Raw genomic sequence first — 20008 nt, forward strand, 5'->3', positions numbered from 1 at the left:
ATCCCGTGACGTATGTGATCGCCCTTCCGTGCGTCGATGTCAAGGATCGTGCCTGCATCGACGAATGCCCCGTCGACTGCATCTATGAGGGCGATCGCTCGCTCTACATCCACCCCGACGAGTGCGTGGACTGCGGCGCCTGCGAGCCGGCCTGCCCCGTGGAAGCCATCTACTACGAGGACGACCTGCCGGAAGAGTGGCAGGACTACTACAAGGCCAATGTCGAGTTCTTCGACGACATCGGCTCGCCCGGTGGCGCCGCCAAGGTCGGCGTGATCCACAAGGACCACCCGGTCATCGCCGAGCTGCCGCCCCAGGGCGAGTGAACGCCTAGATGAGCGTCGCCGACCTCGCCGACTATCCCTGGGACGCCGTCGCGCCGTACGCCGAGACCGCGCGCCGTCATCCCGACGGCATCGTCGATCTCTCGATCGGCTCTCCTGTCGACCGCACCCCGGCGGTCGTCGAGGCCGCCCTCGCGGCCGCGACCGACGCGCATGCCTATCCGCAGACGGTGGGTACGCCCCCGCTGCGCGAGGCGATCGTCGACTGGTACGCGCGCCGCCGCGGCGTCGCGGAGCTCACCGTCTCGCACGTGCTGCCGACTGTCGGTTCGAAAGAGCTGGTGGCCCTGCTTCCGCTGCTGCTCGGGCTCGGCGTCGGAGACACCGTCGTGCATCCGGTCGCCGCGTATCCCACCTACGAGGTCGGTGCACGCCTGGTCGGGGCGACGGCGGTGGCCGAAGACGACCCGGCCTCGTGGCCGGAGGGCACGAAGCTCGTCTGGATCAACTCTCCCGGCAACCCGGACGGACGGGTGTGGAGCGTCGTCGAGCTGCGTCGGGCTCGCGAGCGGGCCCGAGAGCTCGGCGCGGTACTCGTGTCGGACGAGTGCTACGCGGAGCTGGGATGGGAAGCGCCGTGGGCGGATGCCCCCGTGCCCTCGGTCCTGGATCCCGCCGTGGTCGCGGGCGATCTGTCCGGCGTGCTGTCGGTCTACTCGCTGAGCAAGCAGTCCAATCTCGCCGGCTATCGTGCCGCCTTCCTCGCGGGGGATCCCGCCCTGGTCGCGCGGCTGCTGACGGCGCGCAAGCACCTGGGGCTCATGCTGCCGGCCCCCGTGCAGGCCGCGATGGTGGCCGCGCTCGGTGACGACGCGCATGTCGCCGCGCAGAAGGCACGCTACGGTGCCCGGCGGGCGGTGCTCAAGCCGGCCATAGAGGCCGCAGGTTTCCGCGTCGACCGCAGCGAAGCCGGACTCTATCTCTGGGCGACGCGCGGCGAGGATGCGTGGGAGAGCATGGCCGCCCTCGCGGGTCTCGGCATCCTGGCCGGCCCCGGACACTTCTACGGACCGCACCATCCGCACCACATCCGACTGTCCCTCACGGCGACGGATGAGCGGATCGCGGCGGCCGCGGCGCGCCTGCACGCCGTAAGTTCATAGCTTTTCTCCTACGGATCGCACGTTCCTTTGGTGCCAGTCACCGTAGGCCGCTGCCACGGCTAGGCTGTAATCGCAGGGGCGCGCCGACACGTAGCGTGCCCGGGCAGGTCGCCACCGGGCGACCGAGGATCCCCACCTTTCGCCGACGATCCATCGCAAGGAGGCGCCGTGACCGAAGCCGGCTCGCAGCAGAAGACCGCACGTCTGACCGTCGCAGAGCACACCGCGGAGCTGCCTGTGCTGACGGGCACGGACGGTGCGCCCAGCATCGATGTGTCGTCGTTGACGCGTCAGACCGGACACACGACCCTCGACTACGGGTTCGTGAACACCGCGGCGACCAAGTCCGCGGTCACCTTCATCGACGGCGACGAGGGCATCCTCCGCTACCGCGGGTACCCGATCGAGCAGCTCGCGAAGAACTCGACGTACCTCGAGGTCGCCTGGCTCCTCATCTACGGCGAGCTGCCCAGCGCGAGCGAGCTCGAGGACTTCGACAACCGCATCCGGCGTCACACGCTGCTGCACGAGGATCTGAAGCGCTTCTTCTCGGCGCTGCCGCACACCGCGCACCCCATGTCCGTGCTGTCGGCCGCCACGGCGGCGCTCTCGACCTACTACGAGAACCAGTCGGATCCGCACAACCCCGAGTTCGTCGAGCTCAACACCATCCGGATGCTCGCGAAGCTTCCTGTGATCGCGGCTTACGCGCACAAGAAGAGCGTCGGCCAGGCCTTTCTGTATCCCGACAACTCGCTCAGCTTCGTCGACAACTTCCTGAAGCTCAACTTCGGCGTGCTCAGCGAGCAGTACGAGATCAGCCCCGTGATGTCGCGGGCGCTCGAGCGCCTGCTGATCCTGCACGAGGACCACGAGCAGAACGCCTCGACGTCGACGGTGCGTCTGGTGGGATCCACCGGGGCGAACATCTTCTCCTCGGTCTCGGCGGGTATCAACGCCCTCTCCGGGCCGCTTCACGGCGGTGCGAACGAGGCCGTGCTCGACATGCTGGGCCGCATCCGTGACTCCGGCGAGAGCGTGCAGCGCTTCGTCGAGCGGGTCAAGAACAAGGAAGACGGCGTGAAGCTCATGGGCTTCGGACACCGCGTGTACAAGAACTACGACCCGCGCGCGAAGCTCGTCAAGGAGTCCGCCGACGAGGTGCTCGCCGAGCTCGGCGTCAGTGACCCGCTGCTGGATCTCGCGAAGGAGCTGGAGGAGATCGCCCTGCGCGACGACTACTTCATCTCCCGCCGGCTGTACCCGAACGTCGACTTCTACACCGGCGTCATCTACAAGGCCATGGGCTTCCCGACCCGGATGTTCACCGTGCTGTTCGCGATCGGTCGCCTTCCCGGGTGGCTCGCGCACTGGCGCGAGATGAACCAGGACCCGCAGACCAAGATCGGCCGCCCCCAGCAGCTGTACGTGGGGGCCCCCGAGCGCAACTACCCGGGCGTGGGCTGACGATGCCGCGGCTTCTCGTGCGGCCGCCGTCTTCGCGGCTGGCCGAGGGGGAGCTCACGCACCTCGAGCGAGTCCCGGTGGATCCCACGCTCGCGCGCGAGCAGTGGGAGGCGTACGTGGACGTGTTCCGCGCTCGCGGGTGGGAGATCGTGCCGGTCGCCGAGGCGGACGAGCAGGCGGACGGCGTGTTCGTCGAGGATGCCGTGGTCGTGTTCGGCGATCTGGCCGTCCTCTGCCGCGCCGGAGCCGACTCGCGCCGGGGCGAGCGCCCGACGATCGAAGCCGCGACCGCGCGGACCGGGCTGGCGACGGCGGAGATCGTCGCCCCGGCGACACTCGACGGCGGCGACGTTCTGAAGATCGGCCGCACCGTCTACGTGGGCCTGTCGGCGCGCACGACCGAGGACGCCGTGGTGCAGCTGCGCGCACTGCTCGCACCTCGAGGGTGGGACGTGCAGGGTGTTCCCGTGACGCGGGTGCTGCACCTGAAGTCGGCAGTGACCGCGCTTCCGGACGGCACCGTCATCGGTTACCCGCCGCTGGTGGATGACCCCGATGCGTTCCCGGCGTTCCTCGCGGTTCCCGAGGAGCACGGCACGGCTGTGGTGGTGCTCGACGAGAACACCGTGCTCATGTCGGCGGACGCCCCGGCATCCGCTGCCCTCTTCCGGGAGAGGGGCCTGGAGGTCATCACGACCCCGGTAACCGAGTTCGAGAAGCTCGAGGGCTGCGTCACCTGTCTGTCGGTGCGGCTGCGCGACTGACGCCGTCAGCGCTCCAGCGTGGCGGCGTAGTCGGGGACCATCGCGTCCAGGCTGCGCGGCGGACGCTCGTATCCGCGTGAGGCGGGTCGCTCCGGGATCTCCACGGTTTCGTGCGGGATCGGCTGCCACGGGATCTGCTCGAGCAGATGGTGGATCATGTTGATCCGACCACGACGTTTGTCCTCGTTGTCCACCTCGTACCAGCGCGCCTCGGGGATGTCGGTGTGCACGAGCATCGCATCCTTCGCCCGGGAGTAGTCCTCCCACTTGGTGATGGACAACACGTCGTTCGGGCTCAGCTTCCAGCGCCTCATCGGGTCGCTCGCCCGCGAGCGGAAACGCGCCTCCTGCTCGACGTCGGACACGCTGAACCAGTACTTGAGCAGCAGGATGCCGTCTTCGACCAGCATCCGCTCGAACAGCGGCGCCTGGCGCAGGAACCTCTGGTACTCCGCATCGGTGCAGTAGCCCATGACACGCTCGACGCCGGCCCGGTTGTACCAGGAGCGGTCCATCAGCACGATCTCGCCCGCCGCGGGCAGGTGCGGGACATAGCGCTGGAAGTACCACTGCGACTTCTCGCGATCCGTGGGCGTCGGCAGAGCGACGATGCGGCTGACGCGGGGGTTCAGGTACTCCGACACCCGCTTGATCGTCGAGCCCTTGCCCGCAGCGTCGCGGCCCTCGAAGATCACCACCACGCGCGCTCCGGTCGCCTGCACCCAGGCCTGCATGTCGACGAGCTGAGCCTGCAGACGAGCGAGCTCGCGCTCGTAGAGCTTCTTCGGCAGCCGCGCCGCGCTCATGCGTGCAGCGCCTCGTTGAGGGTGACTCCCACGCCCGCGCGTCGCACGGCCTCGATCGCCCCGGTCACCGAGTTCCTGCGGAACAGGATGCCGTCGCGTCCGGACAACTCCGCGCCCTTCACGACGGGCCGTGTGCCGTCGGCGCGCGGCTGCTCGTCGGCGAGGACGATCTTCGAGCCGGCGGTGACGTAGAGGCCGGCCTCCACGACGCAGTCGTCGCCGAGGGAGATGCCGATGCCCGCGTTCGCGCCGAGGAGCGTGCGAGAGCCGATGGAGACCCGGTGGGTGCCACCGCCCGAGAGGGTGCCCATGATCGACGCCCCGCCTCCGATGTCGCTGCCGTCACCGACCACGACGCCCTGGGAGATGCGACCCTCGACCATGGAGGCGCCCAGGGTGCCGGCGTTGAAGTTGACGAATCCTTCGTGCATGACCGTGGTGCCGGGGGAGAGGTAGGCACCGAGGCGCACGCGCGAGGCATCGGCGATGCGCACCCCGGGCGGGGTGACGTAGTCGAGAAGCCGCGGGAACTTGTCGAGGCTGTGCACCTGGATGCCGGCGCGGGTCAGCGCCGGGCGCAGGCGCTCCGCGTCGGCGGGAAGCATCGGCCCCGCGGTCGTCCACGCGACGATCGGCAGGTGCCCGAAGATGCCCTCGAGGTTGATCTCGTTCGGCGCCACCACGCGGTGGGAGAGGGCATGCAGACGCAGATAGGCGTCGACCGTGGATGCGGGAGCCGCATCCACATCGATCGTCAGCTCGACGGGAGCGACCGTGACCTGACGGCGGGCGTCTGCGCCGGCGAACTCCGCGAACTCGGCGGTCGAGCCGGCCTGCGTCTCGGCCGCCACCGTCGGGAACCACGCGTCGAGAACGGTGCCGTCCTCGCTCGTCGTCGACAGACCCGTGCCCCATACCGTGCGCTTCATGCTCATCTCCTCAGGTTATCGGCCCGAGGAGCCTCGATAGACTGAGCTCATGCCCGTGCTGGATCTGTCCGCGTCCGCCGTCGAGCTCACGCAGGCGATCTGCGACATCCCGAGCGTCTCCGGCGATGAGGCGACGCTGGCGGACGCCATCGCCGCCGCCCTCGCGCCCCTGCCGCACCTCGAGGTCTTCCGCGACGGCGACACCATCATCGCCCGTACCCGTCTCGGCAGACCGCAGCGTGTCGTGATCGCCGGGCACATCGACACGGTTCCCCTGAACGACAATCTCCCGACCCGCCTGATCGACGACGAGGGCGAACCGACCCTCTGGGGGCGTGGCACGGTCGACATGAAGGCGGGCGTCGCGGTTCAGCTGAAGCTCGCCGCCGAGCTCACCGATCCCCGCGTCGACATCACCTGGATGTGGTACGACCACGAAGAGGTGGAGGCTTCCCTCAACGGGCTCGGCCGTGTGGCGAGCCTGCGCCCGGACCTCTTCGAGGCCGACTTCGCGATTCTGGGCGAGCCCTCGAACGGCCAGGTCGAGGGAGGCTGCAACGGGACGCTGCGCGTCGTGGCGCGCACGCACGGCGTCCGGGCCCACAGCGCTCGCGCCTGGGTGGGGGAGAACGCGATCCACGCCGCTGCTCCGATCCTCACCCGCCTCGCCGCTTACGAGCCGGCGACGATCGACGTCGAGGGACTCGCCTACCGCGAGGGTCTCAACGCCGTGCGCGTGACGGGTGGCGTGGCAGGCAACGTCATCCCCGATCTCTGCGAGGTGGAGATCAACTACCGCTTCGCGCCGAGCAGGTCCGTGGCCGAGGCGGAGGCGCACGTGCGCGAGGTGCTCGCGGGCTTCGAGGTCGAGCTGACGGACTCGTCCGCGGGCGCCCGGCCCGGTCTGGACGCTCCCCTTGCGCAGGAGTTCGTGCGCGCGGTCGGTGCCCAACCGCATCCGAAGTACGGCTGGACGGATGTGGCGCGCTTCTCGGCGCTGGGTGTGCCCGCGGTGAACTACGGCCCGGGGAACCCGAGTCTGGCCCACCACGACCAGGAGCGCGTGTCGATCGCGCAGATCGAGGACGTCGAGCGCGGACTGCGCACGTGGCTGAGCACCTGACGCGCGTCGGCCGCTGGCCGGTCGCCGCGCGGATCGGTCTGATCTACGTCACCGCCCGTCTCGTGACACTGGGCTTCTTCACTCTCGCCTCCGCCCTGTCGACCCCGGCATCCCGGTTCGGCGTCGATCCCGGCATCGGCAAGCTGCTCATGGGCTGGGACGCGCAGTGGTACTGGGTCGTCGCCGCCAACGGGTACCCCTCGCCGCTGCCGTTGACCGAGGCGGGCCAGGTCGCCGAGAACGCGTGGGCCTTCCTGCCGCTGTACCCGTGGCTGTCGCAGGGTGTGGGTCTCTTCGTCGGCGGATGGCCCGTGGCGGGTCCTCTCGTCGCGCTCATCGCCGGCTACTTCGCGGCGCTCGCGTTCTATCGCCTGATGCGCCGACGGCTGGACCGCTCGACGTCGACCTGGGCGGTCGTCTTCTTCGTGGCGGGGCCGCTGGCCGCGCTCTTCCAGATCGCGTACGCGGAAGCGCTGTTCCTCCTGTGGCTGATGCTGGCGCTGGACGCCCTGCTCCGGCGCCGTTACGTGTGGCTGTACCTGCTCATCCCTCTCATGGGGTTCACGCGCCCCGGCATCCTCGCCTTCGCTCTCACGCTCGGGCTCGTCGGTGTCTGGCGCTGGCTGCGCAGGCGCGCGGATCCGCTCCCCGCACGCGAGATCGTGCACCTGGTCGCCCTCGCCGCTCTGGCGACCGTCGTGGGCTTCTCGTGGCAGGTGATCGCGGCGGTCGCCACGGGCGACCCGGGCGCATACCTGGCGACGGAGCTCGCGTGGCGACGCAACTGGATCCCGGATGCGGCCGCGCACTTCTTCCCCTTCGACGGCTTCCTCGCAGGAACCGCCTTCTGGGCGCGGCTGTGGGGCTGGCCGCTGTGGCTCGGGTTCGCGCTGCTGGCGGCGATCGTACTGGCGGCGGGCGCCGCCCTGCTGTTCGCGCCGGGAGTGCGCCGACTCGGGATGGAGGTGCGGTTGTGGTCAGCGAGCTACCTGCTCTACCTGCTCGCCGTCTTCTTCCCGCAGTCGAGCACCTTCCGGCTGCTCGTCCCGCTCTCGCCCCTGTGGGGCGCCGTCGCGGTCGGGCGCCGTCCGGCCTGGCGCATCGGCGTACTGGTCGCCGGGCTGGCCGGGCAGTGGTGGTGGATCTACAACATGTACGCGCTCGGGAACACGCTCTGGCAGATCCCCTGAGTGCGCAGGCGACCGGTCGTTATGCTCGGCGACATGAGCGAGACACGCAAGCCCGAGCCTCGTAGGGCACTATGGACCGTCGTCCTCTGTGTCGGACTGATGGCCGTTGTGTGTGGGGTGGCCGTCCTGGTCACGTTCTTCGTTGCCGGCGAGGTGTACTGGTCGGCGGTGCCCGGTCTCGTCGGTAGCCTGCTGGGTGGTGGAGTGTGCACCTACACGGCTATCCATAGGCTCCGCACATCTCGATAGGGGACATGCGGCGAGAGCGGTGGCGCGACGTATCGCGCTCCGGGCTGTCGGGAACACGCTCTGGCAGATCCCCTGAGGACAAGCGTCGGGCGCGCTCTCACGCACGATAAACTGGCAACTCACCATTGACGAAGAGGAGCCACGATGGCAGCCATGAAGCCGAGAACCGGAGACGGGCCGATGGAGGCTGTGAAGGAGGGGCGCCTGATCATCGTTCGTGTTCCGCTCGAGGGCGGCGGGCGTCTTGTGGTGTCGGTCAACGACGCCGAGGCCAAGGAACTGCACGACGTGCTCGCGGGGGTCGTCGGCGCCTGAGCTGTTCACTTCCTGCTTCACTGCGGTCGGTCCTTCGGGGCCGGCCGCAGTGGCGTATCAGTGGTTCTCGTCGATCGTCGTGAGCTGGAGGAGACCCTCGCCGACGATCGACAACGCGCCGATGACCGCGGGGGAGGACTGCGTCTCCTGGATGAGCGACCGGTAGGCGGTCGTCACGGGATCGCGACGCACCGGGTCGGCGACGGCGCCGCCGGCGAGGATGCGGGGCACGAGCACGAGCCCGCCCGGACGCACGAGACGCAGGCCGTGCTCCACGTATTCGATCACGCCGTCCGCATCCGCGTCGACGAGCACGATGTCGTAAGAGGCTTCGTTCATACGCGGCAGGACGTCGGAGGCGCGGCCGGTGATGAATCGGGCGCGAGCCGGCGCGATACGCGCGTCCGAGAACGCTCGACGGGCGGCCTGCAGGTGCTCGGGCTCCTTGTCGATGGTCGTGAGGATGGCCCGCGGTGCCCCGTGCATGAGCCACAGCCCTGACACACCCGCACCCGTGCCGATCTCGACGATGTTGAGGGCGCGTGAGACCTGGGCGAGCAGTGCGAGCTGCGCACCGATCGGGGGGCTCACCGGATCCGCACCCAGTTCGAGGGCGTGCGTGCGTGCGCGGGCGATCGCGTCGGGTTCGACGGTCGCCTCGCGAGCGAAGCGGTCGCTCGCGTCGTGTCCGGCCATGGTGTTCCTCCTCGGCAAGCCTACGGGCGCCGGTGGGCGGCGGCGGTCAGGCGCGGCGGTAATCTGAAGGCATGGTGTTCGGGCTCACGATCGAGAAGCTGCTGGTGATCGCCGTGATCGCCGCCTTCCTCATCGGACCCGAACGTCTGCCCCGCTACGCGGAGGCCCTCGCGCGGTTCACGAACCGCTCCCGCGAGTTCCTGCGCGGTGCGCGTAGTCGCGTGAAGGACGAGATGGGTCCCGAGTTCGACGAGGTGGACTGGCGCAAGCTCGACCCGCGTCAGTACGACCCGCGACGCATCATCCGCGAGGCGCTGCTCGACGATCCGCCCACGGCGACCGTGCGTGCGGCCGGCGCCGCGGCGGCCATGACCGTGTCGACGACCCGCGCGGCGGAGAGCTTCGATCTGGAGTCGGGGGAGCGGCCCCCGTTCGACGACGAGGCGACCTGACGCTTCCCGCGCTCAGCGCGGCGTCACGGGCAGCGGTCTACCGGAGAGCGATCGTCCCGATCGGAGTATGCGGGCGGCGATCTGCTGGATCGCGAGCGAAGCCGCATCCTCCGGGGCGCTTCGCACGACCGGCTCGCCGGTATCCCCGCCGTGGCGCAACGCCGGGCTCAGCGGCACGCGGGCGATGACCTCGACCGTCTCGGCATCGGTGCTGAGCTCCTGTGCGATGTGATCACCGCCGCCGGAGCCGAACAGATCGAACGTCGTGCCGTCGGGCAGCGTCATCGCGGTCATGTTCTCGACGACTCCCAGGACGCTCTGACCCGTCTGCCTCGCCACCAGCGCGCTGCGCGCCGCCACGTCGGAGGCCGCCGCCTGCGGCGTCGTGACGACGAGGACGTCTGCGTGCGGCAGCAGCTGTCCTATCGAGATGGCGATGTCGCCCGTGCCGGGCGGCATGTCGATGAGCAGAACGTCCAGGTCGCCGAAGTACACCTCGGTGAGGAACTGCTGGATCGTGCGGTGAAGCATGGGACCGCGCCACGCGACGGCGCTGCGGGCGGCGCCTTCGGGCAGGAACATCCCTATCGAGACGACCTTCACGTCGAAGGCGACCGGCGGGACGATGAGGTCGTCGATCCGGGTCGGTCGCACACTCGCGCCGTCGGCGTCGACGAGTCCGAGCAGGGCCGGGATCGAGAACCCGTGCACGTCGGCATCCACGATGCCCACCCGTCGCCCGCGTGCCGCCAGCGCGACGGCGAGGTTGGCGGTGATCGTCGACTTGCCGACGCCGCCCTTGCCGCTCGTGACCGCGACCACCCGCGTCAGAGACTCGGCTGTGAAGGGATTGCCTCGTTGGCGACCGCCGCGCAGGCGCGTCGTGAGCGCCTCCCGCTCCTCGGGGCTCATGACACCCAGGGCGACCTCGACCGGCGCGTCTCCGACGACGCGCGCGGCGGCTGCGCGCACGTCGCGTTCGATGCGATCGGACGCGGGACAGCCGACGATCGTGAGCGCCACCGCGACGCGCACACCGCCGTCGGCGGCATCCGTCACCTCGCGGAGCATGTCGAGGTCGGCGAGGCTGCGTCTCAGTTCGGGATCGGTGACGGCGCCGACCGCTTCCCGCACCCGGGCGACGCGGTCGGTCTCAGAGTTCACGGGCTTCGCGCTCCGCCTTCTCGCGGCGTTCGGCCCGACGGCGCTTCTCCTCGCGCTCGGCCCGCACCTGCTCCGGCTCCTCGCCGGCGCCGTGTGCCTGCAGATCCTCCAGAAGCGCCCGCAGTTCGTCGCGCAACACCTCACGCGTGACCGACTCGCTCGAGACGTCCGTCAGCGCCATCCGCAGCGCGACGATCTCGCGAGCGAGGTACTCGGTGTCGGCGAGGTTGCGCTCCGCGCGCTGACGGTCCTGCTCGATCTGCACCCGGTCGCGGTCGTCCTGCCGGTTCTGTGCGAGCAGGATCAGTGGGGCCGCATAGGACGCCTGCAGCGACAGCACGAGCGTCAGCGCCGTGAATCCGTTGTCCGACGAGTCGAAACGCAGCTCCGGCGGCAGGATCGTGTTCCAGGCGAGCCAGGCGGCACAGAACGCACTCAGGCCCACCAGGAACCACGGCGTCCCCATGCCGCGGGCGATGACCTCGGTGAAGCGGCCGAAGCGATCACGAGAGGGCTGCGGTGAGCGCGACAGCATGCCGCCCCGGCCGCGAGGTGCGTCCAGCGCCCCTTTGCGAGGGGACCGAGCCATCATTGCGGCCGTCCTTCCGAGTCTCCCGTGCGCCAGTCCTCCGGAAGCAGGTAGTCGAGCACGTCGTCGACGCTCACGGCGCCGACGAGACGTTGAGCGGAGTCGACGACCGGTACCGAGACGAGGTTGTACGTCGCCAGCAGACGGGCGACGACGGCGGCGGAGGCGGTGGCGGGCACGGGCTCGAGCGAATCGTCGAGCAGCGCGCCGAGGCGCTCATGCGGGGGATAGCGCAGCATCCGCTGGAAGTGCACCGTGCCGAGCAGCCGACCCGTCGGGGTCTCGTAGGGGGGCAGCGTCACGAAGACGGCGGCGGCGAGGGCCGGGTGGGTCTCGTGGCGGCGGATGAGCGCGAGCGCCTCGGCGATCGTGTTGTCGGCCGACAGCACGATCGGCTCGGGTGTCATCAGTCCACCCGCGGTGTCGGGCCCGTACTGCAGGAGGGCGCGCACGTCCTCCGCCTCATCGGGCTCCATGAGCTCGAGCAGCTCCTCGCGCTGCTCGGCCGGCAGCTGAGCGAGCACGTCGGCGGCGTCGTCGGGTTCCATCGCATCGAGGATGTCGGCGGCGCGCTCGTCGCCCAGGGCCTCGAGGATGTGCACCTGCTCCTCTTCCGGCATCTCTTCCAGAGCGTCGGCGAGACGGTCGTCGGGAAGCTCCTCCGCGACCTCGAGGAGACGGTCCTCGGGAAGATCCAGCAGGGTGTTGGCCAGGTCGGCGGCCTTGAGCTCTGCGTAACTGGCGACCAACCGCTCGGCGGACTGCGCTTCGCCGCGCGTCTGACCGTCGTTGACGTCGTGCCACGAGGCGAAGGTCGTGGCACCCTTCGCGAAGGGCGACGGGCTCGTCTTGGGCTTGCGAAGGAAGAGCTGCGACACGTCCCATTCGCCGAGGCGGTTGCGCTCGATCGCGACGTCCTCGATGACGGCCTGGCCGGAGCCGTCGCGCAGCGACACCTTGCGACCCACGAGCTCCGCCAGAACCCGCACCTCGCCGCCGCGCTGCTGGAAACGGCGCACGTTGATGAGACCCGTCGTGATCACCTGGCCGGTGTCGATCGAGGTGACGCGCCCGATCGAGACGAACACATGGCGCCTGCCGGGGATCTCGATGACCAGTCCGATGACGCGGGGAGCATCGTCGGGGCGGTAGATCACGACGACGTCGCGCACGCGTCCGAGGCGGTCGCCGGCGGGATCGAAGACCGCGCATCCGGCCAGACGCGCGACGAAAACCCGCTGTGTGCTCACTCGACCAGCCTAGCCCCGGCCTCGACGAGCGAGCCGGGAGCGTTGCGGCACGGCGTGGGAAGATGGGGCGATGAGCAACCAGGGTGCACCGTTCTCGCAAGGCTCCGCCGAGACGGGCGAGACCGTCGCCTCGTTCACGCAGTACGAGGGGGCGCAGAAGGCCGTGTCCGCTCTCATCGCGGCCGAGGTGCCGGCCAAGGAGATCGCGATCGTGGGCGCGGGCCTGCGCTCCATCGAGCGCATCACCGGCCGACTGGGCTACGCGACCGCCGCCAGGTCGGGCGCGATCAACGGCCTCATGCTGGGTGTGCTCTTCTCGTTCATCTTCGTGCTCGGCTCGCCCGCCGCTCCGATCCAGGCTTTCCTCGGCGTGCTGCTGGTCGGCATCGCGCTCGGGATGCTGCTGAACATCCTGATGTTCTCGATCGTGCGCCGCCGACGCGATTACGCCTCCGTCATGCAGGTCGTCGCGGACCACTACGAGGTCAAGGTCGCGCCGGCCAGCGTGCACAAGGCTCGTGCCGCGCTCGGCACCGCCCCGACCGCGGCGCGGCCGGCTGCGGCGCCGCAGCGACTCGACACCCCGCCTCGCTACGGCGAGCGGATCACGCCGGGCGCGCAGCCGCCGCAGGCCGCTCCGGCGGAGCGGCCCGCGCCGGCAGAGCCGCAGCCGGGGCAGGACGAGGATCGCGCCTGAGCGCGACGCATCCGGCCCCGCCCGCGTCCCTCAGCTCGACAGGCGCGCGATCCACGCCTCGATCTCGTCCGCGGTGCGGGGGATGCCCGCGGACAGGTTGACGGGGCCCTCGGCCGTCATGAGGATGTCGTCCTCGATGCGCACGCCGATGCCGCGCAGCTCCTCGGGGACGGTGAGATCGTCGGCCTGGAAGTACAGGCCCGGCTCGATCGTGAACACCATTCCGGGAGCCAGTTCTCCCTCGTAGTACATGTCACGGCGCGCCTGCGCGCAGTCGTGCACGTCGAGGCCGAGGTGGTGGCTCGTGCCGTGCACCATGTATCGCCGGTGCTGCCCGCCCCGATCGGCGTCCAGCGCCTCCTGCGCCGTGACCGGGATGAGGCCCCATTCTGCGACGCGGGCGGCGATGACCGACATGGCCGCCTCGTGGATCTCACGGAACTTCACGCCGGGACGAGCAGCGGCGAAGGCGACGTCGGCCGCCTCGCGCACCGTTTCGTACACACGGCGCTGGACCTCGGTGAAGCGCCCGTTGACCGGCAGCGTGCGGGTGATGTCGGCGGTGTAGAGGCTGTCCACCTCGACACCGGCGTCGATCAGGATGAGATCTCCCGGGAGGACGCGGCCGTCGTTGCGGGTCCAGTGCAGGTAGCACGCGTGGGCGCCGGACGCCGCGATCGTGTCGTAGCCCTCCCCGTTGCCGTCGCTGCGAGCCCGCTGGTGGAAGACACCCTCCACGACGCGCTCGCCGCGAGGATGCGTGACGATGCGGGGGAGCTCTCGCACGATGTCGTCGAAGCCGGCACCGGTGACGTCCACCGCCAGCTGCAACTGGGCGATCTCGTGCTCGTCCTTGATGAGGCGCAGCTCCGACACGATGCGGCTGAGCTCGGCGTCCTCGTCCACCACGCGGTCCGCGTCGCTCGCGGCGAACGCGTCGAGATGAGCCGTCGCGATGGCGAGATCCGCCGCGACCTGCGCCAGCGAGGGGCGCGGCCCGATCCAGAACTCGCCGACATTCGCATCGGCGTAGAACTCGCTCGTGGTGCGGTCGGCGCGCTCGCGGAAGTAGAGCATGACGTCGTGGCCGTCGTCGCCGCGGGGTTCGAAGACGAGCACGGAGCCCGGCTCGCTGTCCGCGCCCCATCCGGTCAGATGGGCGAAGGCGGAGTGCGCACGGAACGGGTAGTCGGTGTCGTTGCTGCGCTGCTTCAGCTCGCCGGCGGGGACCACGAGGCGCGAGCCCGGGAACAGCGCGGACAGGGCGACGCGGCGTGCGGCGGCGTAAGCCGCTTCGATGCGCGGCGGAGCGATCGTCTCCGCCCGCTCCGCCCATCCGGTCGAGATCGTCGACAGGAATCCCTGAGGGAAGGGCTGCTTGCGGTTCGAGACGACCGGCTCTTCAGTGGTCGCGGGTGAGGTGTCCGTGGATTCCGACATGGCTCCAGTCTCCCACCCTCCTCGGCGGCTCGCTCAGCCGGTGCGCTCGTACTGCACGACGAGCGGCCGATGGTCGCTGCCCGCGTCATCCATCCCGCTCAGCACGACAGAGCCGGTGGGGGTCCACTGCGGCGTGGCGAGCACGTGGTCGATCGGAGCGCCCGCCAGGGCGGGGAGATCGGTCGGCCAGGTGCCGACCGAGCCGTTGCCCGTCTGCGACGCCGCATCCCGGCAGGCGCCGAGTGTTCCGCCATCGGTCCCGAGGCCGGCCATGTGATCGAGGGTGGCGTTGAAATCGCCCGCCATGATGACGTCCCCGCCCGCACACTGGTCGGCGAGCCACTGCAGATCGTGGCGCCACTGCTCCATCTGGTCCTCGCGGGGCGCGACCGCGTGGGCGGCGACGACCGTGGGGCCGTCGCCGTCGGTCGGCATCGCGACGGCGCTGGGCACCGTGCTGGTGCCCTCCTGCGAGGAGGCGATGACCGAGTAGGTGCCGAGCGACGGGCTGATGAGCAGCGTCGTCGAATCCGCCGCCCACCCGTCGGTGCCGTACTCGGTGTGGTGCGCCCACATGGGACTGCCGAGATCCCGCATCGCGACCGCGACCTCGGCGCCGGTCTCGATCGTGGTCTCGGGAAGGCTGACGATGTCAGCGCCCATGGCGATGGCGGTCTGCGCGATCGTCTGTGGCGAGGTGGCATCGCCGGCGGTGTTCCAGGTCATGACCCGGATGCTGTTCTCGGTCTTCGCGGGCAGCGCCGTGGTGCCCGTGCCGCGCGAGACGATGATCGTCGCGTTGGCTCCGACGGCGAGGATCGCGACGAGAGCGATCGGCAGTGCGACGCGGCGCACCGGGCGTGCGACCGACAGCAGCAGCGCGACGACGGCGAGAGCGGCGAACGCCAGCGCGACGAGCGAGCGGAACGATACGATCTGGGTCAGCGGGAAGGTCCGCGAGAGGCGGAAGAACTCCGGCCAGGTGAGCACGGCGGCCGCGATCGCGCAGAGCAGGCTCAGCAGGATTCCCAGCAGACGTGACACCCTCCGAGCCTAGGCAGCCGACCTGAGCGTCGGCCGCACGCAGCAGGGCGCCCTCCGGGTGCGCGGTACGCTCGGGGGATGAGTGCTGACGGCCGCGTATCGACGCCCGCCGACCTCCATCTGCACTCCACCCGCTCGGACGGCACGGAGTCCCCCGCCGAGGTCATGCGACAGGCGCGTGCGGCGGGACTGGCCACGGTGTCGCTCACCGACCACGACACGACCGCGGGCTGGGACGAGGCGGCCGAAGAAGCCGTGCGCCTGGGCATGACGTTCCTGCCGGGGATGGAGATGAGTGCGCGTCAGGGCTGGCGCAGCGTCCACGTCCTCGCCTACCTGTTCGACCCCACGGACACGGACCTGACCGCCGAGCTCGCCCGCATCCGGGACGACCGCGTCGGCCGCGCGGAGCGCATCGTCGCCAGCCTCGCGCGCGACTACGACCTCACCTGGGCGGACGTGCTCGCCCAGACCGGTGCCGACGCGACGGTGGGGCGCCCGCATATTGCGGATGCCCTCGTCGCGCGTGGCATCGTCGCCGACCGCAGTGCCGCGTTCGACGGCGTGCTCCACCCACGCGAGGGCTACTACGAACCGCACTACGCGCCCGATCCGCTCACCGCCGTCGATCTCGTGGTCGCCGCGGGCGGCGTGCCGATCATCGCCCACCCGACGCCTCATGGTCGCGACCGGATGCTTCCGATGCCGGTCATCGACGAGCTCATCGCCCACGGACTGGGCGGCTTCGAGATCGAGCACCGCGAGAACACGGCGGACGGCAAGGCCGTCCTGCGCCGGGTCGCGGCGGAGAACGGCCTCATCGTCACGGGTTCGAGCGACTATCACGGCGCGGGCAAGCCGAATCGGCCGGGCGAGAACACCACGTCGGCCGAGATGCTCGCCCGCATCATCGCGCGCGCAAGCGGCAGCGCGCCGATCCACCCCTGAGGGGGACCGGCGCGCCGCGCGGTCTCAGGCCGAGGGGGTCGATGCGTCGGGGCGAGGACCGCGCCGACGCCGGCGACGTCGTGCCGCGGGCTTTCCGTCGTGGTGCTCGGCGCCGCCGCCGTCGTGCGTGCCTCCGCCATCCGTGCGCGGTGCCTCGGATCCGGATGCGGCGGGCGCGGCGGCCGCGTCCGAACTCGCTCCCGTGCGACGGCGGCGGCGCTTGCGCGGCGCACCGTCTGCGGCGGGCGCGTCACCGGATACGGTCGTGACGGTGGCCGTGGCGGGGGCCTTGCGCAGGCGCCCCTTGGTGCCCTCGGGGATGTCGAGGTCCGCGAACAGGTGCGGGCTCGACGAGTAGGTCTCGACGGGCTCGGGCTGTCCGAACTCGAGTGCACGGTTGATGAGGGCCCACTTGTGCAGGTCCTCCCAGTCGACGAAGGTCACCGCGATGCCGGTGCGGCCCGCGCGGCCGGTGCGGCCGGCGCGGTGCAGGTACGTCTTCTCGTCGTCCGGGATCGTGTGGTTGATCACGTGGGTCACGTCGTCGACGTCGATGCCGCGCGCGGCGACATCCGTCGCGATGAGGACGTCCTTCTTGCCGGCCTTGAAGGCGGCCATGGACCGCTCGCGCGACTCCTGGCTCATGTCGCCGTGGACAGCGCCGGCGTTGAAGCCGCGGTCGTTGAGCTCGTCGACCAGTCGCTGCGCCGCGCGCTTCGTGCGTGTGAACACGACGGTCTTGCCGCGACCCTCCGCCTGCAGGATGCGGGCGATGATCTCGTCCTTGTCCAGGCTGTGGGCGCGGTAGACCAGGTGACGGATGTTCGCCTGCGTCAGACCCTCATCGGGATCGTTGGCCCGGATGTGGATGGGGTTGGACATGAAGCGTCGCGCGAGTGCGACGATCGGTCCCGGCATGGTGGCCGAGAACAACTGCGTGTGCCGCACCGCGGGCACCTTCGAGAAGATCTTGTCGATGTCGGGCAGGAAGCCGAGATCGAGCATCTTGTCGGCCTCGTCCAACACGACCTCGGTCGCGTGGGAGAGATCGAGCAGGCGCTGGTTCGCGAGGTCGATGAGTCGGCCCGGCGTGCCGACGACGATCTGCGCGCCGGCCTTCAGCTGGTCGATCTGACCTTCGTAGGCTTTGCCGCCGTAGATGGCGACGACACTGGTGCTGCGGCCCGAGGTCAGCAGATCCATGTCTTCGTAGACCTGCACCGCGAGTTCGCGGGTGGGGACGACGATGAGAGCCTTCACGCCGGGCTCCGGCGAGGCGCCGAGGCGCTGCACGACGGGGATGCCGAAGCCGAAGGTCTTGCCGGTACCGGTCTTGGCCTGGCCGATGATGTCCTGCCCGGGCAGGGAGAGCGGAATGGTCTGCTCCTGGATGGGGAACGCGTCGGCGATGCCGCGAGCGGCGAGAACGTCGACGATGTCCTGGTCGACGCCGAGCTCGGCGAAGGTCGTCACAATATGCACCTGTCTGGTTGTGGGCGCGGGGAGCGCCGCCGGATGTCCGCGCCCTTGTCAGCCCCAGGCGCGCAGGTCCCGATCCGATGCCGGGACCCCACCAGGATACCGGAGCACGCCCTCGCCTCCGCCGGGCGCTCCGGCGCGCGGGCGAGGAACCTTCTAGGCTGGTCGTGTGTGGGATTGGTTCCGACGTCGTCCGAGGCCTGCGGGTCGCACGCTGCGCCTGCGCTCGCGGGGGGAGTACGACGGCATCACCCGTGTCGACTTCGCCGAGCTCGCACCCGACATCGACACCTTCCTCGGACAGGCCGCTTACCTGCAGCTCGGCTTCTTCGAGACGCTCACCGAGCTCATCGCGCTGACACCCGAGCTCGCCCGCAAAGAGGCGATCTCGCGCGCAGCGGGCGCCGCACTGCGGAAGCACGAGGAGCTCGTCGCCGTCATCCGGGATCGCGATGAAGACCCGACAGCGCTCATGCTGCCCTTCCGTGAGCCGCTCGACGCGTTCCGTGCCGAGGTGCACGGCGTGCGGTGGCCGGAGACGATGCTCTCGGTGCATCTGACGGCGGGCATGCTCGACGACTTCTACCTCGCCCTCTCTGCAAGTTACGGCGAGACGGGGCTGCGGGTCGCCCGCGCGCTGGAGGCGGACGATGCCCGCAGCGCGCTCGTCGACATCCTGCTCGACACCCTCGGCGAGAGCGAGGAGTGGCCGTCGCTGCTCGCGCTGTGGGGACGCCGGCTCGTGGGCGACACGCTGCTGATCGCGCGCGCGGCACTGAAGGGCACCGAGAACCCGACGGCGATGCAGGAGACGGTCGAGCCGGTGTTCACCGAGCTCATGGCGGCGCACGCGCGCCGGATGGAGTCGCTCGGCCTGTCGTCCTGAGGGGCGACGCGGCCGGTCTCAGTCCGCGACGGCGGCGATCGCCTCGATCTCGACGAGCTGGTCGTCGTAGCCGAGAACCGTCACGCCCATCAGGGTGCTGGGCGCATCGTGATCCCCGAACGCGTCCCGGACGACCTCCCACGCCGCGACGAGGTCGCTCTGGCGTGCGGAAGCGACCAGCACCCGGGTGCTGACGACGTCGCGCAGTGCGGCGCCGGCTGCCGCGAGGGCCGCGGTGAGCGTCTCGACGCATCGAGACGCCTGCCCGGCGTAATCGCCGATCGCGACGGTGGAACCGTCGTCGGCGAGCGGGCATGCTCCCGCCAGGAAGATGAAGCGGGTGCCGGCGGGAGCGGTGGCCGCGTAGGCGTACTCGGCCACGTCGCTCAGCTGCTCCGCGCGGATCAAACGGACGGCGGAAGCGCCCATCGGTTCAGCCGATGTGCAGGCGCTGGCGCTCTCGCGCGTCGTGCGCCGAACGGGTGCGGTCCATGACCACGAGAAGGGGGACGACGACGACCGGTGCGGCCACGAGCGCCGCCAGCCACAGCCACGGCTCGGCCGTGGTCGAGCCGGCCCACGTCAGCGCGAGCCACGCGGCGCCGCTGACGAAGGCGCCGACCATCGGAGCGAGCGCGACGCCGCGCAGCTCACGACCGCGGAGGGCGAAATGCGCTGCGGTACCCACGGCGGCGCCGTAGATCAGCGCGAGCAGGATCTCCATCGCTCAGGCGACGAAGCCGACCCGACGGGCCTCTTCGGTGCCGAGCTCGACGTAGGCCAGGCTCGCGGCGGGGACGATGTACGAGTTGCCCTTGGTGTCGGTGAACGACACGAACGGAGCGCCCGAGCCGAGCGCGTCGGCGAGCGACTTCTTCACGTCGTCGGCGGCCTGGTCGGTCTCGAAGTTGAGCTCGCGGCCGGTGTTCGCGATGCCGATGCGGATCTCCACGGATGTCGCCTCTCTCGTCTGTCTTGGGGGACGTTCCGACTCTACGGCACCGCAGAATGCCGACGCCCGGCGCGGCAGCCGGCGGTGCACGCTGTGGGCGAACGCGTCGCTTCGGGCTCGT

Annotated in this window: 23 protein-coding genes; 11 read left to right on the forward strand and 12 right to left on the reverse strand. The window is 70.2% G+C overall.

Going from position 1 to position 20008, the window contains the following annotated elements:
- Window positions 1-5 precede the first annotated feature (5 nt).
- From fdxA to ddaH, 4 genes are all read left to right on the forward strand, one after another.
- Window positions 6-326, forward strand: a complete 321-nt coding sequence (gene fdxA / locus LXM64_RS06435) for a ferredoxin (protein ID WP_137417408.1) — start codon at window positions 6-8, stop codon at window positions 324-326.
- 8 nt (window positions 327-334) lie between these two features.
- Window positions 335-1447: a succinyldiaminopimelate transaminase gene (dapC, locus tag LXM64_RS06440; RefSeq protein ID WP_234075108.1), complete on the forward strand. Its 1113-nt coding sequence runs from the start codon at window positions 335-337 to the stop codon at window positions 1445-1447.
- Window positions 1448-1615: 168 nt separating this feature from the next.
- Entirely contained in the window at window positions 1616-2914 is a 1299-nt protein-coding gene (locus LXM64_RS06445; protein WP_234075109.1) for a citrate synthase, read from the forward strand.
- Between the two features lie 2 nt (window positions 2915-2916).
- On the forward strand, window positions 2917-3678 hold the full coding sequence (gene ddaH, locus LXM64_RS06450) for a dimethylargininase (protein WP_234075110.1): 762 nt from the start codon (window positions 2917-2919) through the stop codon (window positions 3676-3678).
- A 5-nt stretch (window positions 3679-3683) separates the two neighbouring features.
- On the opposite strand, the gene ppk2 is transcribed toward ddaH, so the two are convergent.
- Window positions 3684-4484, reverse strand: a complete 801-nt coding sequence (ppk2, locus tag LXM64_RS06455) for a polyphosphate kinase 2 (RefSeq protein ID WP_137417404.1) — start codon at window positions 4482-4484, stop codon at window positions 3684-3686.
- The gene (dapD, locus tag LXM64_RS06460; RefSeq protein ID WP_234075111.1) at window positions 4481-5419 is read right to left on the reverse strand and encodes a 2,3,4,5-tetrahydropyridine-2,6-dicarboxylate N-succinyltransferase; all 939 of its coding nucleotides are present in this window, start codon (window positions 5417-5419) and stop codon (window positions 4481-4483) included. Before dapD ends, ppk2 begins: the two co-directional genes overlap by 4 nt.
- A 43-nt stretch (window positions 5420-5462) precedes the next feature.
- Here dapD and dapE point away from each other — a divergent pair, with 43 nt between their 5' ends.
- From dapE to LXM64_RS06475, 3 genes are all read left to right on the forward strand, one after another.
- Window positions 5463-6536 (forward strand): succinyl-diaminopimelate desuccinylase, encoded by a 1074-nt coding sequence (dapE, locus tag LXM64_RS06465; RefSeq protein ID WP_234075112.1) that lies wholly within the window; start codon window positions 5463-5465, stop codon window positions 6534-6536.
- Window positions 6521-7726, forward strand: coding sequence for a hypothetical protein (locus LXM64_RS06470; protein WP_234075113.1), 1206 nt, complete (start codon window positions 6521-6523; stop codon window positions 7724-7726). Before dapE ends, LXM64_RS06470 begins: the two co-directional genes overlap by 16 nt.
- Window positions 7727-8119: 393 nt before the next feature.
- Window positions 8120-8290 carry a DUF3117 domain-containing protein gene (locus LXM64_RS06475; RefSeq protein ID WP_137417400.1) on the forward strand — a complete coding sequence of 57 codons (171 nt, stop codon included), beginning with the start codon at window positions 8120-8122 and terminating at the stop codon, window positions 8288-8290.
- Window positions 8291-8347: 57 nt separating this feature from the next.
- On the opposite strand, the gene LXM64_RS06480 is transcribed toward LXM64_RS06475, so the two are convergent.
- Window positions 8348-8986, reverse strand: a complete 639-nt coding sequence (locus LXM64_RS06480; protein ID WP_137417399.1) for an O-methyltransferase — start codon at window positions 8984-8986, stop codon at window positions 8348-8350.
- 71 nt (window positions 8987-9057) lie between these two features.
- Between LXM64_RS06480 and LXM64_RS06485 the strand changes: the two genes are divergently transcribed.
- The gene (locus tag LXM64_RS06485; protein WP_137417398.1) at window positions 9058-9438 is read left to right on the forward strand and encodes a Sec-independent protein translocase TatB; all 381 of its coding nucleotides are present in this window, start codon (window positions 9058-9060) and stop codon (window positions 9436-9438) included.
- A 12-nt stretch (window positions 9439-9450) separates the two neighbouring features.
- On the opposite strand, the gene LXM64_RS06490 is transcribed toward LXM64_RS06485, so the two are convergent.
- From LXM64_RS06490 to LXM64_RS06500, 3 genes are read right to left on the reverse strand one after another with little or no spacing between them, the layout of a single operon-like run.
- Window positions 9451-10602 (reverse strand): Mrp/NBP35 family ATP-binding protein, encoded by a 1152-nt coding sequence (locus LXM64_RS06490; protein WP_234075114.1) that lies wholly within the window; start codon window positions 10600-10602, stop codon window positions 9451-9453.
- Window positions 10592-11191 carry a DUF1003 domain-containing protein gene (locus LXM64_RS06495; protein ID WP_137419144.1) on the reverse strand — a complete coding sequence of 200 codons (600 nt, stop codon included), beginning with the start codon at window positions 11189-11191 and terminating at the stop codon, window positions 10592-10594. Before LXM64_RS06495 ends, LXM64_RS06490 begins: the two co-directional genes overlap by 11 nt.
- Window positions 11191-12441 (reverse strand): magnesium transporter MgtE N-terminal domain-containing protein, encoded by a 1251-nt coding sequence (locus LXM64_RS06500; RefSeq protein ID WP_137417397.1) that lies wholly within the window; start codon window positions 12439-12441, stop codon window positions 11191-11193. The genes LXM64_RS06495 and LXM64_RS06500 overlap by 1 nt, the downstream gene beginning before the upstream one ends.
- A gap of 70 nt (window positions 12442-12511) precedes the next feature.
- Here LXM64_RS06500 and LXM64_RS06505 point away from each other — a divergent pair, with 70 nt between their 5' ends.
- Complete coding sequence (locus LXM64_RS06505) at window positions 12512-13138, forward strand: general stress protein (protein ID WP_234075115.1); 627 nt, start codon at window positions 12512-12514, stop codon at window positions 13136-13138.
- Between the two features lie 30 nt (window positions 13139-13168).
- Here LXM64_RS06505 and LXM64_RS06510 read toward each other — a convergent pair whose 3' ends face one another.
- Complete coding sequence (locus LXM64_RS06510) at window positions 13169-14578, reverse strand: aminopeptidase P family protein (protein ID WP_234075116.1); 1410 nt, start codon at window positions 14576-14578, stop codon at window positions 13169-13171.
- A gap of 33 nt (window positions 14579-14611) precedes the next feature.
- Window positions 14612-15622: an endonuclease/exonuclease/phosphatase family protein gene (locus tag LXM64_RS06515; protein ID WP_234075117.1), complete on the reverse strand. Its 1011-nt coding sequence runs from the start codon at window positions 15620-15622 to the stop codon at window positions 14612-14614.
- A gap of 78 nt (window positions 15623-15700) precedes the next feature.
- Between LXM64_RS06515 and LXM64_RS06520 the strand changes: the two genes are divergently transcribed.
- Window positions 15701-16570: a PHP domain-containing protein gene (locus LXM64_RS06520; RefSeq protein ID WP_234075118.1), complete on the forward strand. Its 870-nt coding sequence runs from the start codon at window positions 15701-15703 to the stop codon at window positions 16568-16570.
- Window positions 16571-16594: 24 nt separating this feature from the next.
- Here LXM64_RS06520 and LXM64_RS06525 read toward each other — a convergent pair whose 3' ends face one another.
- Window positions 16595-18043 carry a DEAD/DEAH box helicase gene (locus tag LXM64_RS06525; RefSeq protein WP_234075119.1) on the reverse strand — a complete coding sequence of 483 codons (1449 nt, stop codon included), beginning with the start codon at window positions 18041-18043 and terminating at the stop codon, window positions 16595-16597.
- Window positions 18044-18218: 175 nt separating this feature from the next.
- Between LXM64_RS06525 and LXM64_RS06530 the strand changes: the two genes are divergently transcribed.
- Window positions 18219-18935 carry a ferritin-like fold-containing protein gene (locus LXM64_RS06530; RefSeq protein WP_137417391.1) on the forward strand — a complete coding sequence of 239 codons (717 nt, stop codon included), beginning with the start codon at window positions 18219-18221 and terminating at the stop codon, window positions 18933-18935.
- Window positions 18936-18953: 18 nt separating this feature from the next.
- On the opposite strand, the gene LXM64_RS06535 is transcribed toward LXM64_RS06530, so the two are convergent.
- Genes LXM64_RS06535 through LXM64_RS06545 form a run of 3 tightly spaced genes read right to left on the reverse strand, consistent with a single transcriptional unit; the run spans window position 18954 to window position 19887 of the window.
- Window positions 18954-19364 (reverse strand): RidA family protein, encoded by a 411-nt coding sequence (locus LXM64_RS06535; protein WP_234075120.1) that lies wholly within the window; start codon window positions 19362-19364, stop codon window positions 18954-18956.
- 4 nt (window positions 19365-19368) lie between these two features.
- Window positions 19369-19659: a hypothetical protein gene (locus LXM64_RS06540; protein ID WP_234075121.1), complete on the reverse strand. Its 291-nt coding sequence runs from the start codon at window positions 19657-19659 to the stop codon at window positions 19369-19371.
- A gap of 3 nt (window positions 19660-19662) precedes the next feature.
- Window positions 19663-19887, reverse strand: coding sequence for a DUF3107 domain-containing protein (locus LXM64_RS06545; protein WP_234075122.1), 225 nt, complete (start codon window positions 19885-19887; stop codon window positions 19663-19665).
- Between the last annotated feature and the right edge of the window lie 121 nt (window positions 19888-20008).

It is taken from the genome of Microbacterium binotii (assembly GCF_021398715.1).
In the GTDB taxonomy this organism is placed as follows: Bacteria; Actinomycetota; Actinomycetes; order Actinomycetales; family Microbacteriaceae; genus Microbacterium; species Microbacterium binotii_A.

Excerpts from the sequence above, each read along its gene's own strand:
- dapC (WP_234075108.1), top strand. The coding sequence starts at position 335 with ATGAGCGTCGCCGACCTCGCCGACTATCCCTGGGACGCCGTCGCGCCG.
- ddaH (WP_234075110.1), top strand. The coding sequence starts at position 2,917 with ATGCCGCGGCTTCTCGTGCGGCCGCCGTCTTCGCGGCTGGCCGAGGGG.
- ppk2 (WP_137417404.1), bottom strand. The coding sequence starts at position 4,484 with ATGAGCGCGGCGCGGCTGCCGAAGAAGCTCTACGAGCGCGAGCTCGCT.
- dapD (WP_234075111.1), bottom strand. The coding sequence starts at position 5,419 with ATGAGCATGAAGCGCACGGTATGGGGCACGGGTCTGTCGACGACGAGC.
- dapE (WP_234075112.1), top strand. The coding sequence starts at position 5,463 with ATGCCCGTGCTGGATCTGTCCGCGTCCGCCGTCGAGCTCACGCAGGCG.
- LXM64_RS06475 (WP_137417400.1), top strand. The coding sequence starts at position 8,120 with ATGGCAGCCATGAAGCCGAGAACCGGAGACGGGCCGATGGAGGCTGTG.
- LXM64_RS06480 (WP_137417399.1), bottom strand. The coding sequence starts at position 8,986 with ATGGCCGGACACGACGCGAGCGACCGCTTCGCTCGCGAGGCGACCGTC.
- LXM64_RS06485 (WP_137417398.1), top strand. The coding sequence starts at position 9,058 with ATGGTGTTCGGGCTCACGATCGAGAAGCTGCTGGTGATCGCCGTGATC.
- LXM64_RS06495 (WP_137419144.1), bottom strand. The coding sequence starts at position 11,191 with ATGGCTCGGTCCCCTCGCAAAGGGGCGCTGGACGCACCTCGCGGCCGG.
- LXM64_RS06505 (WP_234075115.1), top strand. The coding sequence starts at position 12,512 with ATGAGCAACCAGGGTGCACCGTTCTCGCAAGGCTCCGCCGAGACGGGC.
- LXM64_RS06510 (WP_234075116.1), bottom strand. The coding sequence starts at position 14,578 with ATGTCGGAATCCACGGACACCTCACCCGCGACCACTGAAGAGCCGGTC.
- LXM64_RS06520 (WP_234075118.1), top strand. The coding sequence starts at position 15,701 with ATGAGTGCTGACGGCCGCGTATCGACGCCCGCCGACCTCCATCTGCAC.
- LXM64_RS06535 (WP_234075120.1), bottom strand. The coding sequence starts at position 19,364 with ATGGGCGCTTCCGCCGTCCGTTTGATCCGCGCGGAGCAGCTGAGCGAC.
- LXM64_RS06540 (WP_234075121.1), bottom strand. The coding sequence starts at position 19,659 with ATGGAGATCCTGCTCGCGCTGATCTACGGCGCCGCCGTGGGTACCGCA.